Origin of the sequence: Nocardioides cavernae (assembly GCF_016907475.1) — a bacterium.
GTDB classification, from domain to species: domain Bacteria; phylum Actinomycetota; class Actinomycetes; order Propionibacteriales; family Nocardioidaceae; genus Nocardioides; species Nocardioides cavernae.
The window spans coordinates 2,464,554-2,485,838 of sequence record NZ_JAFBCA010000001.1; the positions used below are offsets into that span (position 1 = coordinate 2,464,554).

General features: G+C 73.3%; 21 protein-coding genes. 12 read left to right on the forward strand and 9 right to left on the reverse strand.

What is annotated here, in order from left to right; all coding sequences use genetic code 11:
• Nucleotides 1-124: 124 nt before the first annotated feature.
• Both JOD65_RS11510 and JOD65_RS11515 read right to left on the reverse strand, forming a co-directional pair.
• A complete protein-coding gene (locus tag JOD65_RS11510; protein ID WP_191196879.1) occupies nt 125-781 on the reverse strand; it encodes a transglycosylase SLT domain-containing protein in 657 nt (218 codons plus the stop codon).
• A gap of 283 nt (nt 782-1,064) precedes the next feature.
• Nucleotides 1,065-1,865, reverse strand: a complete 801-nt coding sequence (locus JOD65_RS11515) for a family 16 glycosylhydrolase (protein ID WP_191196880.1) — start codon at nt 1,863-1,865, stop codon at nt 1,065-1,067.
• A 92-nt stretch (nt 1,866-1,957) separates the two neighbouring features.
• On the opposite strand from JOD65_RS11515, the gene JOD65_RS11520 reads away from it, so the two are divergent.
• Genes JOD65_RS11520 through JOD65_RS11530 form a run of 3 tightly spaced genes read left to right on the forward strand, consistent with a single transcriptional unit; the run spans nt 1,958 to nt 3,259 of the window.
• Nucleotides 1,958-2,329 carry an Rv2175c family DNA-binding protein gene (locus tag JOD65_RS11520; protein ID WP_191196881.1) on the forward strand — a complete coding sequence of 124 codons (372 nt, stop codon included), beginning with the start codon at nt 1,958-1,960 and terminating at the stop codon, nt 2,327-2,329.
• Nucleotides 2,329-2,820, forward strand: coding sequence for a guanyl-specific ribonuclease (locus JOD65_RS11525; RefSeq protein ID WP_224748073.1), 492 nt, complete (start codon nt 2,329-2,331; stop codon nt 2,818-2,820). Before JOD65_RS11520 ends, JOD65_RS11525 begins: the two co-directional genes overlap by 1 nt.
• Before the next feature lie 4 nt (nt 2,821-2,824).
• Nucleotides 2,825-3,259 (forward strand): barstar family protein, encoded by a 435-nt coding sequence (locus JOD65_RS11530; protein WP_191196882.1) that lies wholly within the window; start codon nt 2,825-2,827, stop codon nt 3,257-3,259.
• A gap of 9 nt (nt 3,260-3,268) precedes the next feature.
• Here JOD65_RS11530 and JOD65_RS11535 read toward each other — a convergent pair whose 3' ends face one another.
• The gene (locus tag JOD65_RS11535; RefSeq protein ID WP_307821109.1) at nt 3,269-4,333 is read right to left on the reverse strand and encodes a polyprenyl synthetase family protein; all 1,065 of its coding nucleotides are present in this window, start codon (nt 4,331-4,333) and stop codon (nt 3,269-3,271) included.
• A gap of 87 nt (nt 4,334-4,420) precedes the next feature.
• On the opposite strand from JOD65_RS11535, the gene metF reads away from it, so the two are divergent.
• Together metF and JOD65_RS11545 are read left to right on the forward strand one after the other, a co-directional pair.
• A complete protein-coding gene (gene metF, locus JOD65_RS11540) occupies nt 4,421-5,287 on the forward strand; it encodes a methylenetetrahydrofolate reductase [NAD(P)H] (RefSeq protein WP_191196883.1) in 867 nt (288 codons plus the stop codon).
• Between the two features lie 5 nt (nt 5,288-5,292).
• Nucleotides 5,293-5,901, forward strand: a complete 609-nt coding sequence (locus JOD65_RS11545; protein ID WP_191196884.1) for an SIMPL domain-containing protein — start codon at nt 5,293-5,295, stop codon at nt 5,899-5,901.
• Here JOD65_RS11545 and JOD65_RS11550 read toward each other — a convergent pair.
• From JOD65_RS11550 to JOD65_RS11560, 3 genes are read right to left on the reverse strand one after another with little or no spacing between them, the layout of a single operon-like run.
• Entirely contained in the window at nt 5,895-7,205 is a 1,311-nt protein-coding gene (locus tag JOD65_RS11550; RefSeq protein WP_191196885.1) for a phytoene desaturase family protein, read from the reverse strand. The genes JOD65_RS11545 and JOD65_RS11550 overlap by 7 nt on opposite strands.
• Before the next feature lie 20 nt (nt 7,206-7,225).
• A complete protein-coding gene (locus tag JOD65_RS11555; protein WP_191196886.1) occupies nt 7,226-7,816 on the reverse strand; it encodes a DUF4126 domain-containing protein in 591 nt (196 codons plus the stop codon).
• 13 nt (nt 7,817-7,829) lie between these two features.
• Nucleotides 7,830-8,303 carry a YbaK/EbsC family protein gene (locus tag JOD65_RS11560; protein WP_191196887.1) on the reverse strand — a complete coding sequence of 158 codons (474 nt, stop codon included), beginning with the start codon at nt 8,301-8,303 and terminating at the stop codon, nt 7,830-7,832.
• A 48-nt stretch (nt 8,304-8,351) separates the two neighbouring features.
• On the opposite strand from JOD65_RS11560, the gene JOD65_RS11565 reads away from it, so the two are divergent.
• The 7 genes from JOD65_RS11565 (at nt 8,352) to JOD65_RS11595 (ending at nt 16,331) form a co-directional block, all read left to right on the forward strand.
• Nucleotides 8,352-8,819, forward strand: a complete 468-nt coding sequence (locus JOD65_RS11565; protein WP_191196888.1) for a hypothetical protein — start codon at nt 8,352-8,354, stop codon at nt 8,817-8,819.
• 218 nt (nt 8,820-9,037) lie between these two features.
• On the forward strand, nt 9,038-9,376 hold the full coding sequence (locus tag JOD65_RS11570) for a DUF6504 family protein (protein ID WP_191196889.1): 339 nt from the start codon (nt 9,038-9,040) through the stop codon (nt 9,374-9,376).
• 9 nt (nt 9,377-9,385) lie between these two features.
• On the forward strand, nt 9,386-9,817 hold the full coding sequence (locus tag JOD65_RS11575) for an SAV_6107 family HEPN domain-containing protein (RefSeq protein ID WP_191196890.1): 432 nt from the start codon (nt 9,386-9,388) through the stop codon (nt 9,815-9,817).
• Between the two features lie 12 nt (nt 9,818-9,829).
• A complete protein-coding gene (locus JOD65_RS11580; RefSeq protein ID WP_191196891.1) occupies nt 9,830-13,741 on the forward strand; it encodes a DNA polymerase III subunit alpha in 3,912 nt (1,303 codons plus the stop codon).
• 85 nt (nt 13,742-13,826) lie between these two features.
• Nucleotides 13,827-14,606, forward strand: a complete 780-nt coding sequence (locus JOD65_RS11585; RefSeq protein ID WP_191196892.1) for a methyltransferase domain-containing protein — start codon at nt 13,827-13,829, stop codon at nt 14,604-14,606.
• Between the two features lie 24 nt (nt 14,607-14,630).
• Nucleotides 14,631-15,800, forward strand: coding sequence for a DNA polymerase IV (gene dinB / locus JOD65_RS11590; RefSeq protein ID WP_191196893.1), 1,170 nt, complete (start codon nt 14,631-14,633; stop codon nt 15,798-15,800).
• A gap of 93 nt (nt 15,801-15,893) precedes the next feature.
• On the forward strand, nt 15,894-16,331 hold the full coding sequence (locus JOD65_RS11595) for an SCO2097 family morphological protein (protein ID WP_191196894.1): 438 nt from the start codon (nt 15,894-15,896) through the stop codon (nt 16,329-16,331).
• Between the two features lie 227 nt (nt 16,332-16,558).
• On the opposite strand, the gene JOD65_RS11600 is transcribed toward JOD65_RS11595, so the two are convergent.
• From JOD65_RS11600 to JOD65_RS11610, 3 genes are read right to left on the reverse strand one after another with little or no spacing between them, the layout of a single operon-like run.
• On the reverse strand, nt 16,559-18,925 hold the full coding sequence (locus tag JOD65_RS11600; protein ID WP_191196895.1) for a transglutaminase TgpA family protein: 2,367 nt from the start codon (nt 18,923-18,925) through the stop codon (nt 16,559-16,561).
• Nucleotides 18,922-20,193: a DUF58 domain-containing protein gene (locus JOD65_RS11605; protein ID WP_191196896.1), complete on the reverse strand. Its 1,272-nt coding sequence runs from the start codon at nt 20,191-20,193 to the stop codon at nt 18,922-18,924. The genes JOD65_RS11600 and JOD65_RS11605 overlap by 4 nt, the downstream gene beginning before the upstream one ends.
• A complete protein-coding gene (locus tag JOD65_RS11610) occupies nt 20,186-21,193 on the reverse strand; it encodes an AAA family ATPase (protein ID WP_191196897.1) in 1,008 nt (335 codons plus the stop codon). The genes JOD65_RS11605 and JOD65_RS11610 overlap by 8 nt, the downstream gene beginning before the upstream one ends.
• Nucleotides 21,194-21,285: the final 92 nt, after the last annotated feature.

The window sequence follows — 21,285 nt, forward strand, 5'->3', positions numbered from 1 at the left end:
GGCGAGACGGGGAAGGATCCGGCCCGCCCATCGTACGGAAGCAGCGCCTGCGCCCACGCTCAGGCACGGTTCCGGCGTGGCGTCCGACGTGGGCGCGCCCGGGGTGGAGGGCGGCGAGCGGGCGTCAGGACGGTGGCCGACCGGCCTCGAGGCGTTGCTTGATCGCCTCGACGTTGGCGACGTACGTCCGGGTCTCGTCGTACAACCCGTGCCGCCGCACCGCGCCGAGGCCCTGGTAGTAGGCGCCGATCTTGTGGGTACGACGATGCGTGTGGCGCGAGAGCACCTTGAGCAGCAGCACGCCGGCCGTGGCGTTGTCGCCGAGCTTGTCCAGGTCGAGCGGACGCCCTGCGTAGTGCTCCATCCAACGTCCCGTCGAGGGCAGCACCTGCATGGCCCCGACGGCGTCGGCGTGCGAGACGAGGCCCATCTGCCACCCGGACTCCTGCCAGGAGACCGCCAGTGCGAGCTGCGGGTCGACGCCGTGGTTGCGGGCTGCGCCGGCGACCACGCGGCGGACCTTCTCGCGGTCTCGGTCGGGGTGCTGCCACATGGTGGTCGGTGTGCTCCCGCCGGCCTTGCCGACGACCGGGATCTCGATCTGCTGGCCCACCTTCAGCGCGCCGTTCCTGCCGAGGTGGTTGTGCGAGACGATCTCGGCGGTCCACGCGTGGAACTGCACGGCGAGCCCCGAGACGGTGTCGCCCGGCTCGACGACGTACGACACCAGCGTGCGGCCGGACGGGAGGTGCTCGTGGTCGGCGTGGGCGGGGGTGGCCACGCTCGACAGCGTGGTCACGGCGAGCACGAGCCCGGCGGCGCATCGCGCGATCCGACGGAACGGGCCGGTTGGTCGGGCTGGTCGGTCTGGTCGGGGGTGTGGGGGCACGGGGTTGCTCCTCGTCACGTCCGCTGCGCCCGAGGGTCCGAGGCCCGCGGGAGGGAAGCGCGCGAACGAGCAGTCGACGCTAGCCACTGCCGGCCGCGGGACGCGAACGGCGGCCGGGCCGGGCGTGTCGCCCCGACCACGGCCGCCGCGCGTGGGTGCTCCGGTCCGAGGCCGGTCAGCAGCCTCCGTTGAACGTGCTGAGCTCGAACTGGGGAGCCTTGATGGACTTCTCGTTGGGCGCGCGCATCGACCAGTAGCGCATCCAGTCCATCTGCATCCGGGCCGGGTCCATCGTCTTGCCCTTCTTCGCGCGCAGCTCGAACTTCAGCTGCCGCGGCACCGGGTCGAGCGCCTCGGTGCGGCGCTCGGTGTGGATGACGTGGGCGTCGACGAACCAGGAGATGTGGTCCTTGGCGACCTCGACGGCGTACGTGTGCCAGCGGTCGTTGCGCAGGTGGCGGCCGAGGAACCCGCGGTAGGAGCTGTTGGGGAGCGTGTGGACGTAGGACTTCACGGTGTTGGTGCCGAGCGTGAAGTTCTGGATGCCGATGTCACGACCGCCGCAGTGCTGGTCACGGGTGCCGCCGGGGACCAGTTCGGTGACGACCTTGAACGGCTTGCCGCCCCTGACCTTCGACATGGTGCGGGCGCGCATCCGGATCTCCCAGCGACCGTAGGTGTGGCCCGTGAGGTCGAGGGTGGCGGACACGCTGCCGCGCTTGGTGCTCATCAGGGTGAGCATGCCGTTCTGGGTGCGGACGACGCCGCGACCCTTCTTCTTCCAGAAGCCCGGCTTGGGGCCGATGAACTCCTGGCGGAACACGCCGTGCTGGTACCAGCCGAACGTGTTGCCGGCGTGGATCGGGCCGGGTGCGCCGTCGAAGTGGTCGGCCGAGGCGGGGGACACGACAGGGGAGAGCGTGAGCGCCAGCAGGCCCACGAGGGCTGCTGCGAGTGCGGATCGGAGGGGGTGCATCCCCGGCACGGTACGGACCACCCGCCGGGGTGACAACTTCGGCGGCCGCGCGCGACTTCGCTGCTGCGCGGGCGCTCTCATAGGCTGGTGGCATGACTGACGTCCCGCTTGCCGACCGTGACCTGGCCGCCCTCGTACCCGAGTGGCTCGACTGGAGCCAGGTCGCCGAGCTGCTCGGCGTGACGCCGGGCAAGGTGCGCACGATGATCCGCGATCACGAGCTCGCCGCCGCAGTGTCCGAGCCGGGTGCCGGCCCGCGGGTGCCGGCCGACTTCATCCAGGACGGCCTGGTGGTCAAGGGGCTGTCCGGCCTCCTGGTGCTCCTGCACGACCACCGCTTCGACGACCGCGAGTGCATCGCCTGGCTGTTCACCGACGACGACCTCCCCGGCCGCCCGATCGACGCCCTCCGCGAGAACCGCGGCAGCGAGGTCAAGCGCCGCGCCCAGGTGCTGGAGTACTGATGGCCCCGGCCGCGTCGACGGGCAGGCAGCGCTACCGCTGGCTGCTGCTCCTCGCGGCGGCGATGATGCTCGTCGCCTGGCTGGTCGCCGGCGGCGGTCAGGGCGACGAGGACCCCGCGGGTGACGGCGGGTCGACCTCCACGTCCTCGTCCTCGTCCACGTCCTCGGCCCCGGACGACGCGACCGACGGGACCGACCCGGCGAGCGGCCTGCCCGTCGTACGCCTCGCCGCCCTCCCGCCCGAGGCGGGACGGACCGTCGAGCTGATCGACGCCGGCGGACCGTTCCCCGAGCCCGAGCACGACGGCGGCACCTTCGGCAACCGCGAGGAGCTGCTGCCCGACCAGCCGATGGGCTACTACCGGGAGTACACGGTCCCCACTCCCGGCGTCGACCACCGCGGTGCGCGCCGCATCGTGGCGGGCGACGACGGCGAGGAGCTCTACTGGACCGACGACCACTACAGCTCGTTCTCGCGCATCAGGAGGTAGGAACATGAGTGGCCTCGCAGCCGTCCTGGCAGGACACGAACCCCCGGGGATCCATCTCTGGCACGGCGCGTTCGACGTCGCCGACGTACGCCACTCCGTCGAGCACGCCGGCTGGGGCTTCGGCTGGGTGGACGGCTGGACCGGCGCCGACACCAAGCCGGCCTTCCTCGCAGCGGTGGGCGAGGCGCTCGACTTCCCCGACCACTACGGGCAGAACTTCGATGCCCTCGCCGACTGCCTCCACGACATCGGGAGCGGTCGCGACGGGGTCGTCCTGTTGTGGGACGGCTGGTCGACGCTCGCCCGCGCGGACGAGAAGGCCTTCAGCATCGCCCTCAGCGTGCTGGGCTCGCGGGTCAACGACGAGCGAGGCGTGCCGTTCAGCGTGCTGCTGCGGGGCGAGGGTCCCGTCGTGCCCGGGGTCACCAGCCTCGACTAGACCGCACAGCTAGACGGAGCGCTGGGTCGCCGCGGCCGCCAGCTCGACGAGCACGTCGCGCGCGTGCGCGTCGATGTCGGCTGCCCGGAGTGCCTCGACCGCGTGGTCGGAGAGCTGGCCGATGACCGCCTCGACCTGTGCGCGCGCCCCGGAGTCGTCGATGATGCCGCGCAGCTCGTCGACGTCGGTGCCGGTGAGCGGCGTCCCGAGCGCGGCGTCGAGGCGCTCGGCCGAGGCGCGGGGAGCGGCATCGAGCGCGAGGGCGACGAGCACCGTCCGTTTGCCCTCGACCAGGTCGTCGCCGGCCGGCTTGCCCGTCTCCTCGGGGTCGCCGAACACCCCGAGCAGGTCGTCGCGCAGCTGGAACGCCTCGCCCAGGGGGAGGCCGAAGCGTCCGAGCTGCTCGAGCTGCCCGGGCGTGGCCCCGGCGAGGGCGGCGCCGATGTGGATCGGGCGTTCGATGGAGTACTTGGCGGACTTGTAGCGCAGCACCGTCATCGCCGTCTCGACGTCCGCCCGGCCGCGCGCCTGCACCGAGACGTCGAGGAACTGGCCCGCGATGACCTCGTTGCGGCACTGCTCGAAGATGGCCAGCCCGGGACCGACCTCCTCGGCGGGGAAGCCGCTGCGGCGCAGCATGTCCTCGGCCCAGCCGAGCAGGAGGTCGCCGAGCAGGATCGCGGCGGCGGCGCCGTACTGCTCGGGGTCGCCGCGCCATCCCGCGGCGCGGTGCTCGGCCTCGAACGCGCGGTGGGTCGCGGGGCGGCCGCGCCGGGTGTCGGAGGCGTCCATGAAGTCGTCGTGGACGAGCGCGCTGGCGTGCAGCACCTCCAGGGAGGCGCATGCCCGGGCCAGCGCTGCGTCGTCGTCGACCGACGGCCGGATGGCCCGGTGTCCCCAGTGGCAGAAGGCCGCCCGGAACCGCTTGCCGCCGCTGACGGCCGTACGGGCCTCGGCGATCAGGCGACCGGCGTCGGGGCCGAGCGGGGCGAGCTCGGCTCCCCGTTCGTCGAGGAAGGCATCCAGCACCTGCTGGACCCGGTCGCGGAAGTCGGCTGGGTCCCAGGTCGTCACCAGTTCAGCCTAAACATTGGACACGGCGTCGATGACGGCGCGGTCGTCCGTACGCTGTTGCGTATGACGCCAACAGGGGGACAGAGCATGCGCGAGCTGCTCGCGCGTGGAGACCGGTCGTTCTCGTTCGAGTTCTTCCCGCCGAAGGACGAGGCCGGCGAGCAGCAGCTGTGGCAGGCGATCACCGACCTCGAGCCCTACGGGCCGACGTTCGTGTCGGTGACCTACGGCGCGGGCGGCACGACACGTGACCGCACCGTGGCGATCACCGAGCGGATCGCGCGGGAGACCAGCATGCTCCCGGTCGCGCACCTGACCTGCGTCGGGCACACGACGGACGAGATCGGCGCGATCCTCGACGACCTCGGCCGCGCGGGCGTCGAGCACGTGATGGCGCTGCGGGGCGACCCGCCGGGAGGCCCCGGCACGCCGTGGACGCCGACGGAGGGTGGGCTCACCTACGCCAACGAGCTGGTCGCGCTGATCCGGGAGCGGACCGACATGCGCATCGGCGTCGCCGCCTTCCCCGAGGGCCACGTCGACGCGCCGGACCTCGACCACGACGCACGGGTGCTGAAGGCGAAGCACGACGCCGGCGCCGAGTTCGCGGTGACCGACATGGTGCTGCGAGCCTCCGACTACGTCGCGCTGGTCGAGCGGGCCGCCGCCGCCGGGGCCGACTTCCCGATCATCCCGGGCATCATGCCGATCCTGAACCTCCGCTCGATGGAGCGGATGGTCGAGTTCTCCCGCCGCCAGCTGCCCGAGGAGACCACGGCCCGCCTCACGCCGTACGCCGACGACCCGGAGCGGCTGCGGGCCGAGGGCATCGCCATCGCGACCGAGCTGTGCGAGACGCTGCTCGACGCCGGGGCGCCGGGCCTCCACTTCTACACGCTCAACCGGTCCAAGGCGACGCGCGAGATCTTCGCCAACCTGCAGATCACCGTCTGACGCGCATGCCGACCGTGACCGTGACCGGGACCGGCTCCGCGTCCGTCGTGCCGGACAGCGCGGTGGTGCGGCTCGCGGCCGTGGCGCGGGGGAGCAGTGTCGCGGAGGCCTACGCCGCGATGGCGGCGGCCGCCGCCACCGTCGTCGAGGTCGCGCACCGCCACACCGAGGAGCGCAGGGTCGCCTCGTCCGGCATCTCGGTGTGGCCGGCCCGCGACCACGAGGGGCGCGAGACCGGCTACGAGGCGCGGCACTCCTACGCCATCGCATGCCGGGACCTGGCGACCGCCGGGGCGCTGCTGGGCGACCTCACAGGTGAGGTCGGCGACTCGCTCGCGATCGACGGGGTGGCCCTGGAGGTCACCGAGGACCACGGAGCCGGCGGCCGGGCCCGCGAGGCCGCCTTCCACGACGCCCGTGAGCGCGCCGCCCAGCTGGCGGGAATGGCGGGTGCGGGACTCGGCGCCGTGCAGACGATCGTCGAGGGCGATGCCGAACGTGGCCCGTCGCCGATGCCGAAGATGGCGCTGGCCCACGCGTCGGCAGACGGCCTCGAGCCGGGCGAGGCGTCGGTCACCACCACTGTCACGGTCGTGTGGGAGCTCGCCTACTGACGTGGGACCCGGCCGACCATCTCGGCCACCAACGCGGCGCTGAGGCCGGCGAACGGCAGGCCGGACCCGGTGGTGGCGTGCGCCCCGGCGGCCAGCACGCCCGCGATCGGCGTCCGCGGACCCAGCCGTGAGCGGGCCGTGCGGGGGCCCTGCCACTGCACGCCGTACGGCGAGCCGCCCCATGCCTCGACGAGGTCGCGCGGCGTGCGGTCGACGCGGGCGACGACCTGTCCGCGGACGTCGAGCCGGTGGCGCGCCAGCGCCGTCAGGACGTCCTCCGCGACCAGGCCTCGTGCCAGCACCGTCCACGCAGCGGCACCGTCCGGCGCCCGGCCACCCGTGCGCACCACCAGCAGCGGGTTGCCGTGGAGCACCACCTCGTGGGGCAGGTCGGGCACCTCGCCCTCGAGCCCCACGTGGCACACGACCGGCGGGAAGGCAGGCATCGTGCGTCGGACGTACGACGCGAGAGCCGGCAGCCGTCGCGGGTCGATCGCGACGACCACGTGGTCGGCGTCGACCTCGCCGCCCGCGGTCCGGACCGCCGCGACCCGGCCGTCGCGCACGACGAGGTCGATCGCCTGCGTGCCGGTCTGCACGGCGACGCCGCGCAGCGCGAGGCGGTCCGCCATCGCCACGCCGAGGGCGGCGAGCCCGCCGGGGACGGTCCACGACCCGAAGCGCTGCTCGAGGTAGACGTCGACGCCGGCGAGCACCGGCGCCCTGCGCAGGTCGTGGCCGTCCATGACGAGCCGGTGGCCGGCGACCAGTCGCAGCCGCTCGTCGTCGAGTGTCCGACGCAGCCGCTTGTGCAGCGACTCGCGCCGGTCCAGCATCGCCATGAGCTCGCGCGGCGCGACGTCGGGGTCGAAGGGCCGCTCGTACCACTCCTTGCGCAGCAGCTCCCACGGCTCGCCGTACGACGCCACGTGGTCGACCCACTGCCGGCCGAGGCCCGAGCCGAGGGACTCGAACGCGTCGAGCTGGGCGGCTCGTGAGCCGCCGGGCAGCCGCACCGACGAGCCGTCGGCGAAGCGGTGCTCGCGGACCAGGTCGAGCGGCTGGAGGTCGAGCTCGCGCTCGAGCGGGCGGCCCGACTTCCTGAACAGGTCGCGCACGACCGCCGGCAGGAGCGTCGTGGTCGGCCCGGCGTCCCACGCGAAGTCGTCGTGCTCGACCGTGGTGAGCGCACCGCCGAGGTGCTCGGAGCGCTCGAGGAGCGTGACCTCGTGGCCCATCCTGGCCAGCCGGGCCGCGGCTGCCATGCCGCTGAAGCCGCCTCCGACCACCACCACACGTGCCACGGGGGAACCCTAGGCGTCCGCTAGGTCGCCCGGTCGACGGGCTCCTTGTTCTTCCAGCGCCGCCAGCCGCGTCGCACCAGCCGGGTGAGGACCAGCAGCAGGCCCAGGCCGGTCAGGAGCAGGACGCCGGCGATCGCCGCGGCGGCCTGCGGGTGCTCGAGCGAGAACCACACCACCCCGAGCACGGCGGCGTCCTCGGTGAGGCTGGCCCCGATGTTGGTCACCGGCTCGGGGGACGAGTTGATGGCCAGCCGGCCGCCGGCCTTCGCCAGGTGGCTCAGCAGCGCGGTGCCGCCGCCGACGACGCCGAGCACGGCCTGGTCCAGCGAGGCCGCGTCGCCGGCGAGCAGCACGCCGATGACCGCGCCGACGGTCGGCCGGATCGCGGTGGAGATGGCGTCCCAGGTCGAGTCGATGTAGGGGATCTTGTCGGCGACGAACTCCATCGCGAACATGAAGCCGGCCACGGCCAGCACGTCCCACCGGCCCAGGACGTCGGGGATGTCGGCGTAGGAGCCGACACGGTCGGCGATGCCCAGCACCAGCACGACGAGGTAGGCGTTGATGCCGCTCGCCCACCCGCTGGAGAAGGTGAGGGCCAGGGCGTCCATCAGCAGGTCCCCATCAGTCCACCTCGACCTCGACCGCGCCGGTCATCGCCACCAGCTCGTCGTACGACGTCGAGAAGACCGCGGCCGGGTGGCCGGCCGCCGCCCACACGACGTCGTGCCGACGGAGCCACGGGTCGATCCAGGTGCGGACCGGTGCCGGGTGGTCGATGGGGGAGACGCCGCCGATCACCTGACCGGTGTGTCGGCGCACGAAGTCGGGGTCGGCACGCTTGAGGCGGGTCACGCCGATGCGTTCGGCGACCACCGCCGTGTCGACGCGGTGGGCACCGGAGGTGAGGACGAGGATGGGCTCGCCGTCACCGTCGAAGAGCAGGCTGTTGGCGATGGCGCCGACCTCGCACCCCAGCGCCGCCGCGGCGAGTGCCGCTGTGTGGGCGCTGTCGGGCAGGATGACCACGTCACCGGTGCCGCCGCGCCGGGTGAGGTCCCCTCGAAATGAGGTGATCGATGCGTGCTCGGTCGACATGATGCGAGCCTAGCGACGAACGACGACGATCCTCAGGGGGACTTCAAGATGGCGCGCGACCTGCCGGGATCCGTGGTCAACAGCATGCGAGTGCTCGGACTGATCGTGGCCACGTCCGGCGTGATCACGCTGCTGATCTGGCTGATGCGCGACGACGTCATCCTCGGCTGGGCCAAGGGCAACCCGTCGGCGCAGGAGCTCCTTGCCCAGGGCGGCATCGAGCTGCTGCGGGACAGCCCCATCGTGCCCGGGTTCGTCGCCCTATCGGTCGTCGCGTTCGTCGGCTTCGCCCTGCTGGTGCTGGTGCTCGGCTCCTTCTTCGTCGGCGGCTACGGCTGGACCCGTCCGGTGCTCACCGCCACCGCCGGCGTCGGAGTCCTGGTCGGCGTGGTCTGCCTCGACAGCCACCTCCCGGTCATCTTCGTGGTGCTGTCGGCCCTGGTGATCGTCGAGGGCCTGGTGCTCTCGTTCTTCCTCTGGCAGCGCGAGACGACCGCCTACCTGCGTCGGGTCTGACGTCCTCCCGCGCGTCCTCCGCGCAGTCCACTCCCTCCGTCCTCGGGATCCGTCCCCGGGATTCGTCCCGGAGTCGCGTCGGCCCTTGACGGGCTGTCGGTGGGGAGTAGTACCGTTCTCGTTGTTCGAACATGTGTTCGATGCGACCCGGGTGGCGGTGACCTCGACCCCCACCGTCCCCCGGGTCGGCCCGGGGTCGACGGATGCGAGGAGGCGCGATGAGGCAGTACGACGACCCCGTCGAGGTGCGACGAGGCGAGGCGGAGGACCCCGACCAGTTCCTGTGGCGGGGCAGGTTGTGGAAGGTGCGCGCGGTCGTCGCGCACTGGGTGGAGACCGGTCCGTGGTGGCAGGGCGGGGCCGACGGCGGGTCCGACGGCGCGCAGTCGAGGACGATCACCGACCTCGTCGCCGAGCGCGAGCTGTGGCGGGTGGAGGCCGGCCGCGGGATCCAGGGCGGACGGCAGCAGGTCGGCGACCAGCCGTCCTACGGCGTCTTCGACCTCTCCTTCGACTGGACCGACGGGCGCTGGCAGCTCGTCGGGTGCCTGGACTGAGGGCACGCCATGACTTCGACGACCAGTCCCGGCCCCTACGTCGGGCCCCACATGCTTCCGGCCACCACGCACTCCTACCTCGAGCGGTCCGCGACGTCGCTCCGCGACTCCATCACGGCGCGCGACGTGCCGACCCGCTACGCCTGCGCCCACGTCGCGGCACTCTGTGCCGCGGCCGCCCTGCTCGCGGCCCGGGCCCGCCCGGCTCCGCGGGGCCGCCGGCAGAAGAACGCATGGGTCCTGCTCGCCGAGGTGGCTCCCGAGCTGACCGAGTGGGCGAGCTTCTTCGCTGCCGGTGCCGGCAAGCGCGCCGCCGCCGAGGCCGGGTCGACCCGGGCCGTGACCGAGCGGGAGGCCGACGACCTGGTGCGCGACGCGGACCGGTTCCTCGCCGTGGTCGAGCAGGCGCTCGGCCTGGTCCCGCACGCCAGCGTCGCCTGAGGGCGGGGCGAGGTGTCGTCAGACCCGTTCGTCCACCTCCACGTCGCCTCCGGGTTCTCCCTGCGATACGGCGCGTCCCACCCCCACGTGCTCGTCCAGAGGGCTGTCGAGCACGGCATGGACACCCTTGCCCTCACCGATCGTGACGGCACCTACGGCGCGGTGAAGTTCGTGGGCGCCGCCCGCCGGGCCGGCATCCGTCCGGTGCTCGGGGTCGACCTCGCCCTCAGTCCGACCACCGACCCGGCGACCGGAGGCGCGGCGGTCGGGGGAGGTGGGCGCCCGCCCCGACGCCGTACGCCGGCGCGCGGTGGCGTGTCACGTGGCCCCTCCCCGCAGCAGGGGGGAGGCAACCGAGTCACGTTCCTCGCCATGGGCGGGGCCGGGTGGGCGGCCCTGTGCCGGATGGTGTCCTCGGTCCACCTGTCCGGCGAGCGCGGGCGACCCGTCGCGACGCTCGAGCTGCTGGCTCCCCACCTCGCGGGCGGTGACGTGCTCGTGCTGCTCGGGCCGTCCTCGGAGCTCGGCGCGGTCGCCACCCGGCGCCGCGACGACCTCGGCCCGGCGGTGCTCGCGCCGTGGCTCGAGGTGGTGCCGCGCCCCAACCTGGTCGTCGAGCTGGTGTCCCACCGGCTCGGTGGCCGCGGGGGTGCCTGGGGGCCGGGCACGTCGGCCCACGCCGCGCGGATGGCCGGCCTCGCCCGCCGTGCCGGCCTCACGACGGTGCTGACCAACGCGGTGCGCTACACCGACCGGCTCGACGCCCCGACGGTCGACGTGCTCGACGCGGCCCGGCGACTGGTGCCGCTGGGCTCGGCCGGACTGCGCGACGTCGGCCCCGACGGCGCGCGCGGCAACGCCGAGGGATTCCTCAAGACCGGCAAGCAGATGCACGAGGTGGCCGACGAGATCTGCCGCCTCGCCGGGTTGGGCGACAGCGACCGAGAGGCGAGGCGGTTGCTCGCCCGCACGCGGGCGGTCGCCGACCGGTGCGCGCTCGACCCGCGCACCGACCTCGGCATCGGCGAGGTGCACTTCCCGGAGCTCGAGCTCCCCGACGCCGGCCCACACCGCACGGCCGACTCCCTGCTGCGCGCCCGCAGCGAGGCGGCGATCGGCTGGCGCTACGGCACCGGCCCGAGGATGCGGGTCTGGAAGCGGCTCGACGACGAGCTCGAGACCATCCGGACCCTGGGCTACGCCTCCTACTTCCTGACCGTCGCCGACGTCACCGACCTGATCGGCGAGATGGGCGTCCGACGGGCCGCGCGCGGGTCCGGCGCCGGCAGCCTGGTCAACTACCTGCTCGGCATCTCCGGGGTCGACCCGATCCGCCACGGCCTGCTGATGGAGCGGTTCCTGTCGCCGCTGCGTGCCTCGCTGCCCGACATCGACGTCGACGTGGAGTCCGCCCGACGCGAGGAGGTCTACCGCGCGATCCTCGACCGCTTCGGCGGCGAGCGGTGCGTGACCGTCTCGATGATGGACACCTACCGGGTCCGCCACGCCGTCCGCGACGTCGGCGCCGCCCTCGGCATGCCTCCGGGGGAGGTGGACGCGATCGCCAAGGCGTTCCCGCACGTCCGTGCCCGCGACGCCCGCTCGGCGCTCCGCGACCTGCCCGAGCTGCGGGCCAGTGGGCTCGGCGACGGCGCGCTCGACCGCTTCTTCGGACTGGTCGAGCGGCTCGACGGGCTGCCGCGCCACATCGCGATGCATCCCTGCGGGGTGCTGCTGTCCGACGTGACGTTGCTCGACCGCACCCCGGTCGAGGCGTCGCACGCCGGGTTCCCGATGAGCCAGTTCGACAAGGACGACGTCGAGGAGCTCGGCCTGCTCAAGCTCGACGTGCTCGGCATCCGGATGCAGTCGGCGATGGCCCACGCCGTCGCCGAGGTACGACGCGTCGACGGTGTGCACGTCGACCTCGACGACGAGGCGCAGGTGCCCTTCGACGACGCCACGACCTACGACCTCATCAGCAGCGCCAGGACATTGGGCGTCTTCCAGATCGAGTCACCCGGACAGCGCGAGCTCGTCGGCAAGTCCGGCATCGAGACCTTCGACGACATCGTCACCGACATCTCGCTGTTCCGCCCCGGCCCGGTCAAGAGCGACATGATCACGCCCTACCTCGAGGCCAAGCACGGGTGGCGAGACGTCCACTACCTCCACGACGACCTGCGTCCGATCCTCGAGGGCACCCGCGGCGTGGTGGTCTTCCACGAGCAGGTGATCGAGATCATCGCCAGGTTCGGCGGTGTCTCCTACGCCGAGGCCGACGAGAAGCGCCGAGCGCTCGGGAGCGCCGACGGGATGGCTGCGACGAGGACCTGGTTCCTCCCGCGGGCGCTCGGCCAGGGCTACGACCTGGCGCTGGTCGAGCGCATCTGGAGCGTCCTCGAGGCCTTCGCGTCATTCGGCTTCTGCAAGGCCCACGCCGCCGCGTTCGCCCTGCCGACCTACCAGTCGGCGTGGCTCAAGGCCCACTGGCCGGCGCACTTCCTCGCCGGGGTGCTGACCCACGACCCGGGCATGTACCCCAAGCGCCTGATCCTCGACGACGCCCGCCAGGTCGGGGTCGGCGTGCGAGGGCTCGACGTCAACGCCAGCGCATCGGCCTACGTCGTCGAGCGCGCCGACGACGCCGACGACGGACCCCGGAGCCACGCGATCCGGCTCTCCCTCACCGACGTCAAGGGCATCAGCGCGGCCGAGGTGGCCCGCATCGTCGAGGCGCGCGGGGGCGGCCACTACGCGTCGCTGTCCGACTTCTTCCACCGAGCCCGGGTCTCCCGGCCGACCCTCGAGCGGCTGGTGCTGGCCGGCGGGTTCGACGCGGTCTACGGCATCGCGACGGGCGAGCAGGCCCTCGACCGGCGCGGTCGGATCACGCGGCGCGACCTGCTGCTGCAGGTCGCCGAGCTCGACCTCCATGCGCGTCTGGTCGACCGGGCCTCGCGGGCACGCGGTCGGGGCCTGACCAGGCGGAGCGCGCCGCCGAGGGCGACCGCTGCTGCGACGGACGCGGCTGCCCGCAACAGCACCGACCCGACGGTGCGCGCCTCGTCGGGGGTGACGGAGCGGCACGCGCTGGCCGAGGCTGGCGTATGGGCCCGCGCCTCGGCGCAGTCGCGGGCGACGCGGCCGGTGGTCGAGGCCGAGTCGGTCCAGCTCACGCTCGAGCTGGGCGACGAACCGGGCCGGCCGGGGGAGCGGGCGACCGGGTTGCCGGAGATGACCACGTTGGAGCGGATGCGCGCCGAGCTGGAGATCCTGGGACTCGACGTCAGCCAGCACGCGGTCACGCCCTACGCCTCGCTCCTCGATGCGCTCGAGGTGACCCGCAGTCGCGACCTGCTACGCCGGCGCAGCCGGTCCGAGCTGCTCGTGGCCGGGGTGAAGGTCGCGACCCAGACGCCGCCGATCAGGTCGGGGCGACGGGTGGTGTTCCTGACCCTCGACGACGGCACCGGCCCGGTCGACGCGACCTTCTTCGAGGACGCCCAGGGGCCCTACGCCGCGACCGTGTTCTCGTCCTGGTTGCTGCTCGTGCGCGGCGAGCTGCGGCGCACGGGCCGCCGGGGCGTCTCGCTGCGAGCCACCGGTGCGTGGGACCTGCCCGCGCTGCACGCCCTGTGGCAACGCGCACGCACCACCGACGAGGCGCTCGAGCGGGTGCGCGCCGAGCTGGCCCGACGACCCGAGCCCCTCCCGGAGGGAGCGGACGAGCCGACCGGGAGGCGAGCCCTCGTACACTCCAGCGGCTTCCGGCTCTCGCCCTACGCCGACGTCGCACCGGCCGGGGACCCCGCCCGCGACGTCGGGCGCAAGCTCGCCGCGGCCGCCGGCGCTGATGCCCGGGTGGGCGACCAACCTCCGTCCCGCACGCTGTGGCACCGCAGTCCTGGGAGCCCCGGATGAACGGCGCCACCGCACCGACCCGCCGCTCCGGCGGCCCGTGCGGCCGCAGCAGGACCCCGCACGTCGAGCCACTAGGGTTGCGCCCATGGCCCAGCCGACCGCGAGCTCCTCTGCCAGCGAGCGCCGCCAGTCCGTCCGCACCGGCGTGGTCTGGGAGGGCGTACGCCGCCTCCTCGAGCCAGGCGACGCGACCGACGGACGGCAGGCCCGCATCGTCGACATCGGCGGCGGCACCGGCGGTTTCGCCGTCCCGCTCGCCGAGCTGGGCCACACCGTCCAGGTCATCGATCCCAGCCCCGACGCCCTCGCCTCCCTCGACCGGCGCGCCCGCGAGGCCGGCGTCGCCGACCGGGTCACGGGCCAGCAGGGCGACCTGTCCGACCTGCCCGACCTCGCCGACGAGGCCGACCTGGTCCTCTGCCACGGCGTCCTCGAGATGGTCGACGACCCCGCGGCCTCCCTCGCCTCGATCGCTGACGTGCTGCGCCCCGACGGCCACCTCAGCCTGCTGGTCGCCCAGCGGCACGCCGCCGTGGTGGCACGCGCGATGGCCGGCCACTTCCAGGCCGCCCGCGAGCTCCTCGACGACGCGCCCGACGGCTCGGCCGGTCACGCCTCGGGCGGCCCGGTCGGACGTGGCGGGCGCCGGTTCACCCACGACGAGGTCGTCGACCTCCTGGCCGGCGCCGGTCTGCACCCCGAGTGGGTCCACGCCGTCCGGGTCTTCGCCGACCTGGTGCCGGGCAGCCTCCTCGACCTCGAGCCCGGCGCGACGGCCGCGCTGGTCGAGCTCGAGAAGGCCGTGGCCACCCGCCCCGAGTACCTCCCGCTGGCTGCCCAGCTCCACGTCGTCGCGCGCCGCTGACCATCGCCCCTCGGGGGGCGGAGGATGACCGAGACCCCACTGCTCCACGTCGACATGGACGCGTTCTACGCCTCCGTCGCGCTCCGCGAGCGCCCCGACCTGGTCGACCAGCCGGTCGTGGTGGGCGGCAGCGGTCGAGGCGTGGTGCTGGCCGCCAACTACGTCGCCCGCCGCTACGGCATCCGGTCGGCGCTCCCGATGACCCGCGTCCGCCGCCTCTGCCCGCACGTCGTGGTGCTCCAGCCCGACTACTCCACCTTCACCAGCGTCTCCGCGTCGGTGATGGAGACCTTCCGCGACGTCACCCCCGTGGTGGAGGCGATGTCGCTCGACGAGGCGTTCCTCGACGTGAGGGGGTCGACGCGCCGCCTCGGCACCCCCGCCGAGATCGCCGAGCACCTCCGCGCGACGATCCACGACGAGCAGGGCATCACCTGCTCCGTCGGGGTGGCGGCGTCGGTGTCGGTGGCCAAGGTCGCGAGTCGCCGCGCCAAGCCCGACGGCGTGGTGGTGGTGCCTCCGGCGGAGGTCACCTCTTTCCTGCACCCGCTCGACGTCGGCGAGCTCTACGGCGTGGGGGAGAAGACGCAGGCGCTCCTGCACCGCTTCGGCCTGCTCACGGTCGGCGACGTCGCCCACACCCCGCTCCAGACCCTCCAGCGTGCGGTCGGCGACCACCTCGGTCGCCAGCTCCACCACCTGGCCTGGGGCACCGACCGCAGCGACCTCACCCCGACGGCAGGTCCGCACGAGCCCGAGCGGTCCATGGGGGCCGACGAGACCTTCGCGCGCGACACCGACGACCGCGAGGTGATCGTCCGCGAGCTGCTGCGCCTCTCGGCCCGCGTGGCCGGACGCATGCGCGCGGCGGAGGTGGCCGGGCGCACCGTCACCCTCAAGGTGCGCTTCGCCGACTTCACCACCATCACCCGCTCGCGCACGATGCCCGAGGCCACCGACGTCACTGTCGAGGTGCACCGCGCGGTGACCCGGCTCTACGACGCGCTCGGGCTCCAGCGCGCACGCCTGCGACTGGTCGGCGTACGGGTGGAGGGACTGGTGCCGCGCGCGACGGTGCACCGGCAGCTCGTCCTCGGCGAGCCGGAGCACGGGTGGGCCGAGGCGGACCGCGCGGTGGACCGCGCGACACGGCGGTTCGGGGCCGCGGCGGTCCGTCCGGCGAGCCTGGTCTGACGTCCCTCTCCTGCCCCGGGGGTGAATTTTCCGGGGACGCCTACCGTAGGTGGTGGCGGGTGCCTAGACTTGCCCCAGAGGTGAGGAGGAAACGTGGAGCTCTCCGAAGAAGAACTGCGAATGCTCGAGCAGATGGAGCGCGCCCTCGTCGAAGAGGACCCCAAGCTCGCCTCGACCTTGCGCGGCACCTCCTTCCAACGGGCCGCACGTCGCCGCATGATCCTCGGCGGGGCGATCCTCCTCGTCGGCATCGGCCTCCTGATCGTCGCGGTGCTGCTCGACCTGACCGCCGTCCTCCAGACGATCACCGGCGTCCTCGGCTTCGTGGTGATGCTCGCCGGCGCGATCCTGGCCCTCACCTCCGCGCGCAGTCCCGGCCGCGCGACGCCCAAGGTTCGCGCCTCGGGACGCACCGGGTTCGGCGTCGTCGACGGCGGCCGCCCGCACCGTCCCAGCCGCCAGCGCTCCGGGGGCCACTTCATGGAGCGCATGGAGGAGCGGTGGCGCCGCCGCCGCGAGCGCGGCCTCTGACCACCTGATCGCACCCCATCGCCCGGTCCTCGGACCGGGCGTTCGTGCGTCCGCTGCGCGTCACCCTCCGGCGTACGACCTCGGCGCGCACACGGACGTCATGGGACGTGGTCGTCCGGGCGGCCGGCCGCCATGACGTCATCGATCGACGTCATGGTCGCTGGCGGCCAGGACGGCCGGACGCCATGACGTTCCGGTACGACGCCGCCGTCCCAGCGCCGGTCGGGTCAGCCGACCAGCTCGTCGACCGTCCGGGTCGACTCGTGGTCCGGGGTCGTGGTCGAGGCCCGGCCCGCGCGGGCACGCGGACGCCACGACCTGCGCTGCCCCACGACGGACGTGGGCCACCACTCGGCGCGGCGCGCCTCACGCGACGTCACTCCGGCGGCGAGCGACTCCTCGACGAGGACGAGGTCGCCGGCGAGGTGGTCGGCGGTGAAGATCTCGGGGTTGCGGGCGTAGCGGCTGCGTTCGAGAGCCGAGACGAGCCGGTCGAGGGCCTGAGCCGCCTCGGGCGCCTGGTCGCGACCGCGTCGTGGACGGTCGGGTCGCGAGCCGTCGTGGACGGGCATCGCCAGCAGGTGGCCGAGCCACTCGCCGGCGCGCCGGGGCGACCGGCCCACCGGCCAGGCGTGGCCGAGGTCGATCGCGACGTCGCGGAGCTCGACCCAGAGGTCCTCGACGTCCCCGTCGAGGCGGCGCCGGCGTCGCGCCGTGCGGACCAGCCGGGGCGTCAGCAGCAGGAGGCCCACCAGCGCCAGGCCCAGCAGGCCTGCGACGAGCGGCACCCAGGGGATCGACGAGGCGCTGCTGTCGTCGGCAGCCGCGTCGGCGGCGGCGTCGGCGCCGCGCTCGGGCAGGTCCTCACTGGGGCGGGCGGCACTCGGCGTGGGCGTCTCGGTGACCGCGGCGAACTGCGCCTCGGTGTAGTCCGGGGGCCGGCTGGTGCGGGTCTGGGGAGTGGGCTCGAAGCGCACCCAGCCCGATCCGGGGAAGTACAGCTCGGGCCAGGCGTGCAGGTCGCGCGAGGAGAACTCCCACGAGCCGTTGGTGGCCCGCTCGGGCTCGAGGAAGCCGACCGCCACCCGGCTCGGGATGCCGATGATGCGCGCCATGATCGCCATCGATGCCGCGAACTGCTCGCAGTAGCCGACCCGGTCGTTGAGGAACGCGAGGAGGTCTGCGCTGCCGTCGCCCGCTGACGGCACCTCGCTCAGGTCGTAGCGGAAGCCGCCGTCCTCGCGGAACCACTGCTGCAGCACCTGCGCCTTCTGGAAGCGCGTGGGTGCGTCCGCGGTGATGCTCGCCGCGATCCGGCGGATCTCGTTGTTGAGCGTGCTCGGCACCTCGGTGAAGATCCCGGCCACCGAGCCGGCACCGGACACCGCGGAATTCATCCGCTCGGCGTCGTAGGTGAGCTCGACGCCGGTGTAGTCGTAGGTGCTGTTGGCCGTCGTGACGTCCTCTCGGGCGGCGATGACGTCACGGGTGTTGAGGTCGTAGCGCCAGTCGTTGCCGGCCGCGATCCGCGTCGTCTGCGCCGCGATCGGCAGCCACGACGAGGCGAAGTCCGGCCCGACGCGGACGTCGTACTTGAACTCGCGGCGGCGCACGTCGAGGCCCACGCCGTCGAGCGGGGGCAGCGCGCCCGTCGCGGCCTGCGACTCGGGGATCTCGCGATCCCCGGGCGTCCACTGCGACCCGCTGAACCGGGACAGGACCGCGATGCGGAGGTAGGTCGGCTTGGGTCCGACCGTGGTGACCCACAGGAGCGGGACGTCCTCGCCGCGGCGCAGGTCGCGGCGCAGGTCGACCATCGGGTCCTGCACCTCGACCTCGCGGGTGCCGGGTCCGTTGCCCTCGAAGACGCTCATGCTCATGGTGGGCACGGCGACCGGTACGACGACCGCGAGCGCGATGGCAGTCGCGCCGAGCGCCAGCGCCGAGTTGCCGATCGCGCCGGTGCGGACAGAGAAGGACCCTTTCTCGCCGTCGGGCGCGCGGCCCCAGCTGGTGACGTGGTCGCTGTGCTGGATGTAGACCAGGGTGAGGAACAGGCCGGCGATCACGGCGAAGAGCCACCACGACACCGCGTTCCCGGTGACCGCGACCGGCAGGGTGTAGGCGGCGAGCAGCACGAGGCCGGCCACCGGGGCCCGGCGCATGGTGCAGGCGATCAGGTCGACCAGCAGCACGACGAGCGTCCCGCCGATGAGGAGCAGCGGGTCCACCGGCGGGACGCCGGACTGCACCGGGGCGGCGTAGCTGCGCGACGTCTCGAGGGCGTCGGACAGCGCGGCCATGAAGGTGTCGACGTTGCTCGGGGTCGGGATGGGCGATCCGGTCGTGGCGCCGAGCACGAGGAGGCCGCCGAGCACGAGCTGGCCGGCGACGATCGCGAGCCCGGGGAGCCGGCTCCAGCGCGCCAGGGCGCCAGCACCGCCCAGGACGACCCCGATGAGGAGCAGCGGGATCGCGACCCCGCCGAAGTCCTCGGTCAGGACGCGCCACGAGAGCACGGTCGTCCAGGCCGCCAGGAGCGCGATGCCGGCGATGCGGAGCTGGTGGGGGAGCGTGCTCCACGAGGACCTCATCGTGCGGCTCCTGCCGGTGATGCGGTGGCCCGGCTCTGCATGAGGCCGAGCTCCTGCCACGCGGTGTCGAGGCGGTCGCGCGGCCCGAGGCTGATCGATCGCCACCCGGTCGAGGTGAGGTGGGCGGACGCGGGCAGGCCGGGCTGGGCAGGCAGGCGGGGCGCCCAGGCGTCCACGTCGAGCGCGATCGCCAGGCTCGACGAGGCGTGGTGCTGCAGGCGGCGGAGGAACGGCAGGTCCGGCTCGCCCAGTCCGCCGAAGATCCCGATCGTGAGACCACCGTGCCCGGGCTCCGCCAGCCACTGCGTGTCGGGAGCGGGGGAGTGGTCGAGCTGCACGACGGCGAGCGCCTCGAGGAGCGGGATGGTGCTGGCCTCGGCGGTGTGGGAGTGCCACTCGGTCTCGCGGCTGTCGCCGGACGCGGTGACCATGCGGACCGTGTAGCCGTGGTGGGCGAGGTGGATGGCGATCGACGCGGCCGCGGACACGGCACCCTCGAGCGAGCTGGCCGCCCCCTGGCCACGGTGGGCGGTGCCGCGGTTGTCGAGGAACACGGTCGCGCGCGACTGCCACGGCTGCTCCTCGCGGCGCACCATCAGCTCGCCGACGCGAGCCGAGCTGCGCCAGTGGACGCGCCGCAGGTCGTCGCCGCGCCGGTACTCCCGGACCGTGACGTCCTCCGCGCTGCCGGTGGCGAAGGCCCGGGGACGGTTGTCGCCCGACCCGGTCCAGGCTCCACCGAGCGGGATGCTCGGCAGGGGGGTCGTGCGCGGGGTGACGGTGAGTCGCGTCGTGGCGTGGAACGTGCGGCCGAGCTCGACGAAGCCGAACGGGTCGGTCACCCGCACCGACATCGGGCCGATCTCGAACTGTCCGCGCAGCTCCGAGCGCACCTGGTACGTCGCGTGCCGGCGCCACCCGTGCCCGAGTCCCTCCAGCACGAAGCGCGGGCGGGTGCCGAGGACGTAGGGGAGTCGCTCCTCCAGCAGCAGCACGCCCGTGGGCGTGCGCGACTCGTTGGAGACGGAGAGCTCGACGGTCGCGGACTGCCCGGCGACGACGAGCTGGGGCGTGACCGTGCGGACGAGCGAGAGGCGGTAGCGAGACCGTCCGACCCACCAGGCGGTGAGCAGTGGCAGCACCGCGACCAGCACGCCGATGCGTACGACCGAGGAGTGCCCGACCACGATCGCGGCCACCACGGTGGTGATCCCGGCCGCGAGGAAAGCCCGTCCGCGGACGGTCAGAGCAGCGAGTGCCTCACGCACGGCTGCCGCGTGGAATCGAGGTGGAGTCGGACGCCGCGGGGACGGGCACCGACTCCACGATCCCAGACAGGATCGCGGCGGTGGTGCGTCCGCTCATCGTCGCCTCGACGTTGGGGAGCAGCCGGTGGGCGAGGACGGGGGACGTGATGCCGTGGATGTCGTCGGGCAGGACGTAGTCGCGTCCCTGCGTGGCGGCGACCGCCTTGGCCGCCCGCACGAGGTGGAGCGTCGCCCGCGGTGAGGCGCCGAGGTGCAGGTCGTTGCTGACGCGGGTCGCGGTGGTGAGGGCCACGGCGTAGCGCTGCACGGCGGTGGACACGTGCACCCGGCCGACGATCTCGATCACCTTGCGGATCTCCCCGGCGTCGGTGACGGGCTCGAGGTCGTCGAGCGGGTTGTGGGCGGTGTGCCCCTCGAGCATCGCGATCTCCGCGGCCTCCACGGGGTAGCCGACCGACACGCGCGCCATGAAGCGGTCGCGCTGTGCCTCCGGCAGGGCGTAGGTGCCCTCCATCTCGATCGGGTTCTGCGTCGCGATGACCATGAACGGCTTCTCGAGCATGTAGGTCGCGTTGTCGACGGTGACCTGGCGCTCCTCCATGGCCTCGAGCAGAGCGGACTGCGTCTTGGGCGACGCGCGGTTGATCTCGTCACCCACGACGATGTTGGCGAAGACGCCGCCGGGGCGGAACTCGAACTCGCGGGTGTCCTGGTTGAAGATCGAGACGCCGGTGACGTCGGAGGGCAGCAGGTCCGGGGTGAACTGGATGCGCGCCACCGAGCAGTCGATGCTGCGGGCCAGCGCCTTGCTGAGCTGGGTCTTGCCGACGCCGGGCACGTCCTCGATGAGGAGGTGACCCTCGGCGAGGAGGACGACCAGGGCGGCGTTGACGACGTCGGGCTTGCCCGCGATGACGCGCTCGATGTTCTGGCGCACGGCGCCGGTGACCCGCCGAACGGTGTCCAGGTCGGGCGCCTGCTCGGAAAACCCAGTCGTCACGTTTGTCCGTCCCCTCGTACGTGCTCGTCTCCACGGTATGTGGTGCGCGCAACATACCTGCCCGGCCCGGCCCGCGCGGCCCCTCGCCACGG

Excerpts from the sequence above, each read along its gene's own strand:
- JOD65_RS11525 (WP_224748073.1), top strand. The coding sequence starts at position 2,329 with ATGGCCCCGGCCGCGTCGACGGGCAGGCAGCGCTACCGCTGGCTGCTG.
- JOD65_RS11560 (WP_191196887.1), bottom strand. The coding sequence starts at position 8,303 with ATGTCGACCGAGCACGCATCGATCACCTCATTTCGAGGGGACCTCACC.
- JOD65_RS11530 (WP_191196882.1), top strand. The coding sequence starts at position 2,825 with ATGAGTGGCCTCGCAGCCGTCCTGGCAGGACACGAACCCCCGGGGATC.
- JOD65_RS11565 (WP_191196888.1), top strand. The coding sequence starts at position 8,352 with ATGGCGCGCGACCTGCCGGGATCCGTGGTCAACAGCATGCGAGTGCTC.
- JOD65_RS11515 (WP_191196880.1), bottom strand. The coding sequence starts at position 1,865 with ATGCACCCCCTCCGATCCGCACTCGCAGCAGCCCTCGTGGGCCTGCTG.
- metF (WP_191196883.1), top strand. The coding sequence starts at position 4,421 with ATGCGCGAGCTGCTCGCGCGTGGAGACCGGTCGTTCTCGTTCGAGTTC.
- JOD65_RS11520 (WP_191196881.1), top strand. The coding sequence starts at position 1,958 with ATGACTGACGTCCCGCTTGCCGACCGTGACCTGGCCGCCCTCGTACCC.
- dinB (WP_191196893.1), top strand. The coding sequence starts at position 14,631 with ATGACCGAGACCCCACTGCTCCACGTCGACATGGACGCGTTCTACGCC.
- JOD65_RS11570 (WP_191196889.1), top strand. The coding sequence starts at position 9,038 with ATGAGGCAGTACGACGACCCCGTCGAGGTGCGACGAGGCGAGGCGGAG.
- JOD65_RS11575 (WP_191196890.1), top strand. The coding sequence starts at position 9,386 with ATGACTTCGACGACCAGTCCCGGCCCCTACGTCGGGCCCCACATGCTT.
- JOD65_RS11585 (WP_191196892.1), top strand. The coding sequence starts at position 13,827 with ATGGCCCAGCCGACCGCGAGCTCCTCTGCCAGCGAGCGCCGCCAGTCC.
- JOD65_RS11600 (WP_191196895.1), bottom strand. The coding sequence starts at position 18,925 with ATGAGGTCCTCGTGGAGCACGCTCCCCCACCAGCTCCGCATCGCCGGC.
- JOD65_RS11545 (WP_191196884.1), top strand. The coding sequence starts at position 5,293 with ATGCCGACCGTGACCGTGACCGGGACCGGCTCCGCGTCCGTCGTGCCG.
- JOD65_RS11555 (WP_191196886.1), bottom strand. The coding sequence starts at position 7,816 with ATGGACGCCCTGGCCCTCACCTTCTCCAGCGGGTGGGCGAGCGGCATC.